At 51.7% G+C, this 470-nt stretch carries 1 protein-coding gene and 1 pseudogene; one reads left to right on the forward strand and one right to left on the reverse strand.

What is annotated here, in order from left to right; all coding sequences use genetic code 11:
* Positions 1-260, reverse strand: a 260-nt coding sequence (locus HMPREF2877_RS11430) for a hypothetical protein (RefSeq protein ID WP_373419247.1), incomplete at its 3' end; no start/stop codon positions are given.
* On the opposite strand from HMPREF2877_RS11430, the pseudogene HMPREF2877_RS11435 reads away from it, so the two are divergent.
* A pseudogene (locus tag HMPREF2877_RS11435) lies at positions 259-470 on the forward strand (hypothetical protein); the annotation flags it as partial. The gene HMPREF2877_RS11430 and the pseudogene HMPREF2877_RS11435 overlap by 2 nt on opposite strands.

Consider the following 470-nt stretch of genomic DNA (forward strand, 5'->3'; position numbering starts at 1 on the left):
ACACTATTAATATCAACACTGTCAAGGGAGTGAATCGCAGGTTCTCCCATGCTTGTGATAACTGAGCTTGACGCCGACGTACTTGCTGATTCTGACGCACTTGTTGAAGCGCTCATCGATGCACTTGTACTTGCGGACTCACTCGCACTTGTTGATGCACTCATGGAAGCACTTGTACTTGCGGATTCGCTCGCACTCATTGATGCACTCATTGACGCTGACGTACTTGCCGATTCGCTGGCACTTGTTGAGGCGCTCATGGATGCTGACGTACTTGCCGATTCTGAAGCACTTGTTGAAGCACTTTGCGATGCTGAAGTGCTTGCGGACTCGCTCGCACTTGCCGATGCACTCATTGATGCCGATGTACTTGCTGACTCACTGGCGCTAGTTGACGCACTCATTGAGGCAGACGTACTTGCTGATTCGCTGGCGCTAGTTGACGCACTCATCGACGCGGACGTACTTGC

The organism is Streptococcus sp. HMSC072D03 (genome assembly GCF_001812855.1).
GTDB lineage: Bacteria > Bacillota > Bacilli > Lactobacillales > Streptococcaceae > Streptococcus > Streptococcus salivarius_D.